Below are 6,000 nucleotides of genomic sequence, written 5' to 3'. Positions count from 1 at the left end.
ATTGCGGATGCGAGTCTTCCTGAAGAGCCCGGTGCGGGAAAACCGCACGCCGGGATCCGTGCGGGGTGCGATCGGGTAACTGATCGTTCTACCGCGATGGCGCAATAAAATTTTTGAACCTATGAAGAGTATAAGAAGAAGATCGATATTGCCTCTGTTAGTCCTTGCGTATTTATTACAAGGATGTACTCCTGTTTCCGGAAAATTGGTCACTTTATCGAACATATATACGCACAACATTATAGTAAATTCTCCTCTACCGACTGGATTATTCGAAAACGAGTGAAGGGTGTTCTGTCGGATTCGGTGGAAACCTTGCGTCGGATTCAGCGGAAACTTTGGACCGGATTATTCAAGAGGGGGTTCTTCCACCGCAATTACCATGGGCGCTATCATTTCGTAATCAGATGATTGCCTGCGGCCGTCGTTTAGCATGGTTCGGGGAAAGCTCCTAGGAAAGAACACTGGCAGGTTCTGGCGGATTTCTATCAGATTTACCCAAGGGGGGACGGGGAAAAAACTGAACTCGCCGCTTAACTGTTATCCGTACGGATTAATCCGCACAAGGAAACAAACGTTTGTCAATCCACGGGGAGAGGAGCATGATTGAACGATTGGGGGACGAGAATAGAATAGTGATATTCTTCGTAAGTTGCTGTATGGGAATTGCCAAGCGCCGTGCGGCCAAAGGGTAAAGTCAATATTTTGTGGGGAAGGGAAAAGAAGAAATTGCGAATACTTAACGCCTCACCCGGCGCAAGACATGACCGGCCTTTGGCGGAGGTACGACGCTTTTGGGAGAACACACAACCCGGGTACAGGACGAAAAAAACCTCCGGAAGGATCTGAGTCGTGCACCGATTAAGATCTGATCATGGCAACGGGACTACCGGCAGCGCTGAATGGGTGAGCATTACCGACGCCCTAGCCTGATCCTCAGAGGCGATAAAACGCTACAGGATTCGCGGGGATCTCCATTTGTTGGAAGCGGCGCCTGGGCATGCCGAAAGGCCGTGGAGAACCTGGGTTTACAAACGAAACCAAAAGAGATTCATCCCGCGGATGCGGTTTGATGCTTTTCAAGGCATCCGCCCGTTCCCAATACCGCATATCGTCCATGAAAAAAACTGAAACGTTCTGCGGGGACCGCACCTGCTTTGCGCCGTAAGCCGCAATGCACCGGTTAGCCCTTGGCTGCGGAAGAACCCGATGAGTGAATCGTACACGTCCGGGCGCGGGGGGAAAGCGGCGAGCAATCGCCGCTTCCCCCCGGCGACGGATCCGATTTTTACAATGGTGCTTGCGTTGGCGCGCATTTCGAAAAACCCTTGTATAATGAAGTCCCTGTCGTACACATTCGGCCGGCTAGGTGCCGATCCTTGGATGGAAAAATGAAAACATCAATAAAGTCCGGATTGTTGACATTGCCAAAATCGGGAACAGGCCCAGCAATAATGCTGCTTCCGGCTTGGTGGGGATTAAATGATTTCTTTAAAAACTTATCCACGCGTTTGGCAAGAAATGGCTATGTGGTTTGGACATCCGACTATTACGGAGGTAAACACGCATCTTCCTTCAAAGAAGCATATGCTTTTAAAGCCAAATTAAACCAAAAAAAGGTTTTTGGCGCTTTGCGATCAACTGTCGAAGAATTGCGTCATTCCGGCTTTGTCACAAGGGATACCCTATCGGTAATCGGATTTTCCATGGGCGCCAGATTCGCATTGGAATTATCCGAAGCAAACCCCAAATCCATATCAGAGGTGGTTATTTATTATGGTACGAGTATTATTGATTATTCAAAAACACGGGCGTCGTATCAAGGACATTTTGCAGAGAAAGACGAATGGTTCGCTGCATCAGGTGTAGAAAAGCTCAGGAAGCTATTGCAGAAACGAGGGCGTGAAGTCGATTTTTACACATATAAAGGAACAAAACATTGGTTTTTTGAACTTAATCGCAAAGATCGATTTAACCGCAAAGAAGCCGAACTTGCCTGGAAGCGGACATTGTTGTTTTTACGAAACCACAAATAACAATCAAAAAATTCATTGCGCTGAATAACCGGGTTCTGGACGGCTTGGCTTTTCGCTTGGAATTTTCGTCGGTAAGTTTTTCGGAGAGTCGGTAAAAATGGCGGGTCTAATCTTGCACGGCTGGCCAGGCGGCTTACCCGCCAGTCCTTGGATTTTAAAAAAGAATACTCGAAAAGGGAAAATATAATGGGCAGTTGTTCATGAACAGAACCCCAAACAATAAGGGGTTCTGTGATTGTTTCCGTCAAAGAAATGCCGAAGATCAGAGCCCTTTGACCAAAAGGCCCAGGACTAAAACAACGTATCCTGCAAAGAGGAACCAGAAAGCGTAAGTAGAAATGAAAGGAATCGAAACAATGACACCAATAAAACCAATTACGGCTAAAACAACGGAAATCCAGAAAGTAATGGCCTTTGGGGGTGTAAGTCTCATTTTTTCTCCTTTTCTAAAAATCCGTTGACGGAAACAATTACTACTATATACCAATAATTATAATCAGGCAAACACAAATCACCCCAAAATGAAAGCCAAAACCGGTTTTGGGGCGATCTACCTCACGATCGGGGAAATGGTATACCTGCTTCTGGGCGCACGCTATGAAAAAGAGCGGCAAGGAGGGCCAAACCCAAGAAGCGACCGTCCAGGTCACCGTGGCTGTAATTTTTGAGAGGAAGCGGCGGTTTTTGGGCGTTTCGGTGTTCTTGGGTAAGCGGGCATCCACTGGCGGAACTTCCTAAAACCGCTGTTGGCGCGCGGGCTCACCGGTGTGTGGTTGATCGTCAGCGACGGACATGCCGAATTGCGGGCGGCCCGCCAAAGCGTGTTCGGAGGGATTCCCTGGCGGCGGTGCCAACCTACCCTCGTGATCTTCGAGGGTTCCACCTTCAACAAAACGCGATGGCTGATGCGCCCAGGCAGAGTATGCCCGCGGAGGTGGCTCGGGACATCCGGAATGTCCTGCAGACACCGGATCGCGGGGTTGCGGAAAGCAACCTGAAATCGATCGTCCAGAAATATTCCACAACGGTTCCGCGGCTTTCGGTCTAGATGGAGACGAACCTGCTCGAGGAATTGACGGTGATGGAGCTGCCGGATCCCCATCGTCGGCTGATCTGGACGACGAATATGGTAGAGAGGCTCATTGAGGAAATCCGCCGGCGATCATAGGGGATTGCGATTTTTCCGAATGAGGCTCCCTGCCTTCGCCTGGTGAGTGCGTTGCTGACGGAGGTGGATAAAGACCGACGGATAAGGGAACGCTATCAGACATTTCCGGGGAGAGAAAAGCCCATCGATTAATCCGGATCATCCGATGGCAACGACCATTTTACAGAAAGAATGTTGCCTTTCTGAATGCCCTTCGGGTTGCCGGTATTATAATGTGAGTCGGACTCGGCACAGCCGGCCAAGCGGCTTGCGCGAATCAATTAGGCGGAAAAACCATAAGGGAGATAGGCTTTTCCGATGAATGAACAGATGATTGACGTTCTCGCTTCCATAACTCCAAACCCGGAACATTCCCGGCAGTTGATGCTATACGGTCAATTCATCGGATCGTGGGAAGGGAAGGTCATTGTCCATAAATCCGATGGAACTAGGCGTGAAGAAAGTTGCGAGGTGTATTTTGGGTGGGTTTTGGATGGAAGGGCGGTTCAGGATGTATGGATAGCCCCGGCAAGACGAGACAGGAGGGGCGGGAGCAGAGATGCGAAAAAAGATATTTATGGCACAACCCTGCGGGTATATGATCCGAGTAATGAGAATTGGTGCATTTATTGGATCGAACCAAATACGAATGCGTTTGAAAAAATGAAAGCCAAGAAAATCGGCGACGATATCGTGCAGGAATATCAATCGGAAGATGGAACGATAAACCAATGGTGTTTTACCGAGATCACAAAGGACTCGTTTCATTGGGTGGGAAGAGAATCGAACGACCAGCGCAAAACCTGGAAAGTAAGAAATGAATTTTTCTTGAAACGTCAAGAACCCTAAATTTCCGGCCCTGACTGCGGGAGAGCCGGCTTGGCCGCCGGCGTGTGGTCTTCGCCGGTATGTCCTTTGATGGCCTGATCTATAATGGAAACCGACCTGGCGCGGCCGGATAATCGTCTCATTCCCAGGCCGTTGTGCATAAAGAAAAGGAAAGGGCTTGGCATGATCGAAAACTGCGCATCCTATCCGCGAAAAACGTTGTACTTGATTCTGACGATCCCAATGATCGGCATCTATATTGGTATCGCCGTTTTACTGTGGAAAGTAAACCGCACCTTTTTTGCGGTCTATCTCAGCCAGTTTGTACTCGTGGCGCTTTTCCAAAGCTACGTTTGCGTCTATTGGCGGTGTCCCTATGTCGGCGGGTTCGCCCCCTGCGTGGGCGGGTTTTGTCTGCCTTCCAGTCAATTGGCCAGAGTATTAAAAAATGCAAAAAGGTCGGAAGGCCTCTACAACGTTGCCGTCACGTTGGCGTTTGCTTCCTTTCTAAGCATCATTGTTCTCCCGATGTATTTTATTTACCAACAAAGCGCCATATACCTGCTTGTCTATTTGGGAATCGTTTTGGTCTACGCGGCCAGCTTTTTTTGGTGGATCTGTCCGGTTTGTGGAACGCGGCACGTTTGTCCGGGTGGACAGACTTCCACAAAATTACGGGAATTGCTCAAGCAAAAATGACGCCAACCCACGGCAGCCGGCGGCGGCGGTTTGGCCTTGCGGGTGCGCGCCGAAAAAGGGAGGCGGGATACCGCGGATTGAAATGGCCGGCCGCGATGGGAGATCGGAGTCCTTCCCAGGCCGGGTTGGGCTGAAATTTGGATCTCGGATCCCGTTTGGGATTTTCCGAGTACAATGGATTATGCCGCGTGGGCGGTTCCGCGTTTGAGGCGGTCCATTGGGCGTATCGGTTCAGACAAAGGAGGAATTATGCCGGACGCTATCGGCAGGAATATTGCTGTGGATACGGATCAATTTTACGTCCTTTCCCCCATTCTCCCGTTTTTAGACATCATCTTCCAATCCATCGTCATCCGGAAACGGGATTTCTCCAAAATCATCGCCCTCGCCGATAAGTATCAGGAAGACCCGAGGATGGTGGAGGTGGTGCGGAAATGCGGCGACGCCTCGGCCAAAGTGCCCTATCTCATGGGGGAAGGCGAAACCAAAGAATCCATTCTTAAAGCTTTGCGGGGAATCGCGGAACCGCATATCGAATACCTCAACCAGCTTCCGGAGGAAATGCAAACCGCAATTCACCTTCTGCTTTCCATCAATGTCGTTCCCCGCGGATACGAAAAACTCGGCTTGCCGGCTTTGCTGGAGTTGGACCGCATTCAGAGGGAAATGATCGGAACCCTGCGCAAGCTGATGGAGAACCGCCGGTTGGCGGAGGCGTTCCATAAGAATAACCAGACGGCGCTGCAAATGCTGGATCGGGATTGGCCGCGGATCCGCGAAGAGAAGACCTCCCCCTTTTCCCCCGGGTTATTGCCGGAAAACTCCAAAATGCAATACAAACCGTTTTTCGACGGCGAAGAGCGGTTGAGTTACATCCAGCAAACGTGCGTCATTGTGGATTCCCCCAATGCGAAGCTGTTGCGCAAATTCATTCCCCGCGTCCTGCAGGATCCGTTGCCGTACAACGAACCAGTTCCCGTGATCGGATCGGCGGAATGGCTGATCCGCAACGTGGGCAAGATCGGGCGTCACGTAACGCGCGCCCTTTTGCAAATGATCCGGGAGCGCTTGGCGGCGGAACGAATTCCTCTGGAGGAAGACAACTACGAGCTGATCAATCGGCGCGCGTTGGAAACACTCCGCAACTACGTATCCAAGATGCCCTGACGGATTGTGGAAAAATCCCCCAAGGCGGTTGCCTGGCCCGGACGATTGCCCGGAGCGCATACTGTTCCCGGCCCTCCCGGGGATGGCGGAACCGCCGGAATATGCCACGGTTTCACCCGTCCC

General features: G+C 50.7%; 7 protein-coding genes. 6 read left to right on the top strand and 1 reads right to left on the bottom strand.

What is annotated here, in order from left to right; translation table 11 throughout:
- The first annotated feature begins 1,391 nt into the window (after window positions 1-1,391).
- Complete coding sequence (locus JW929_15230) at window positions 1,392-2,036, top strand: dienelactone hydrolase family protein (GenBank protein ID MBN1440758.1); 645 nt, start codon at window positions 1,392-1,394, stop codon at window positions 2,034-2,036.
- Between the two features lie 262 nt (window positions 2,037-2,298).
- Here the strand turns inward: JW929_15230 and JW929_15225 are convergent, their stop codons facing one another.
- Window positions 2,299-2,469, bottom strand: coding sequence for a hypothetical protein (locus JW929_15225; GenBank protein MBN1440757.1), 171 nt, complete (start codon window positions 2,467-2,469; stop codon window positions 2,299-2,301).
- A 313-nt stretch (window positions 2,470-2,782) separates the two neighbouring features.
- On the opposite strand from JW929_15225, the gene JW929_15220 reads away from it, so the two are divergent.
- The 5 genes from JW929_15220 to JW929_15200 all read left to right on the top strand — a co-directional run bounded on the left by JW929_15220 (window position 2,783) and on the right by JW929_15200 (window position 5,877).
- Window positions 2,783-3,034, top strand: coding sequence for a transposase (locus tag JW929_15220; GenBank protein MBN1440756.1), 252 nt, complete (start codon window positions 2,783-2,785; stop codon window positions 3,032-3,034).
- Between the two features lie 50 nt (window positions 3,035-3,084).
- Window positions 3,085-3,204: a transposase gene (locus JW929_15215; protein ID MBN1440755.1), complete on the top strand. Its 120-nt coding sequence runs from the start codon at window positions 3,085-3,087 to the stop codon at window positions 3,202-3,204.
- A 297-nt stretch (window positions 3,205-3,501) separates the two neighbouring features.
- Window positions 3,502-4,032: a hypothetical protein gene (locus JW929_15210; protein MBN1440754.1), complete on the top strand. Its 531-nt coding sequence runs from the start codon at window positions 3,502-3,504 to the stop codon at window positions 4,030-4,032.
- 84 nt (window positions 4,033-4,116) lie between these two features.
- The gene (locus JW929_15205) at window positions 4,117-4,710 is read left to right on the top strand and encodes a hypothetical protein (GenBank protein ID MBN1440753.1); all 594 of its coding nucleotides are present in this window, start codon (window positions 4,117-4,119) and stop codon (window positions 4,708-4,710) included.
- Between the two features lie 249 nt (window positions 4,711-4,959).
- Window positions 4,960-5,877, top strand: a complete 918-nt coding sequence (locus JW929_15200; GenBank protein MBN1440752.1) for a hypothetical protein — start codon at window positions 4,960-4,962, stop codon at window positions 5,875-5,877.
- Window positions 5,878-6,000 lie beyond the last annotated feature (123 nt).

It is taken from the genome of Anaerolineales bacterium (genome assembly GCA_016928575.1).
Taxonomy (GTDB): Bacteria; Chloroflexota; Anaerolineae; order Anaerolineales; family RBG-16-64-43; genus JAFGKK01.
This window is presented reverse-complemented; position numbering and strand designations above follow the sequence as displayed.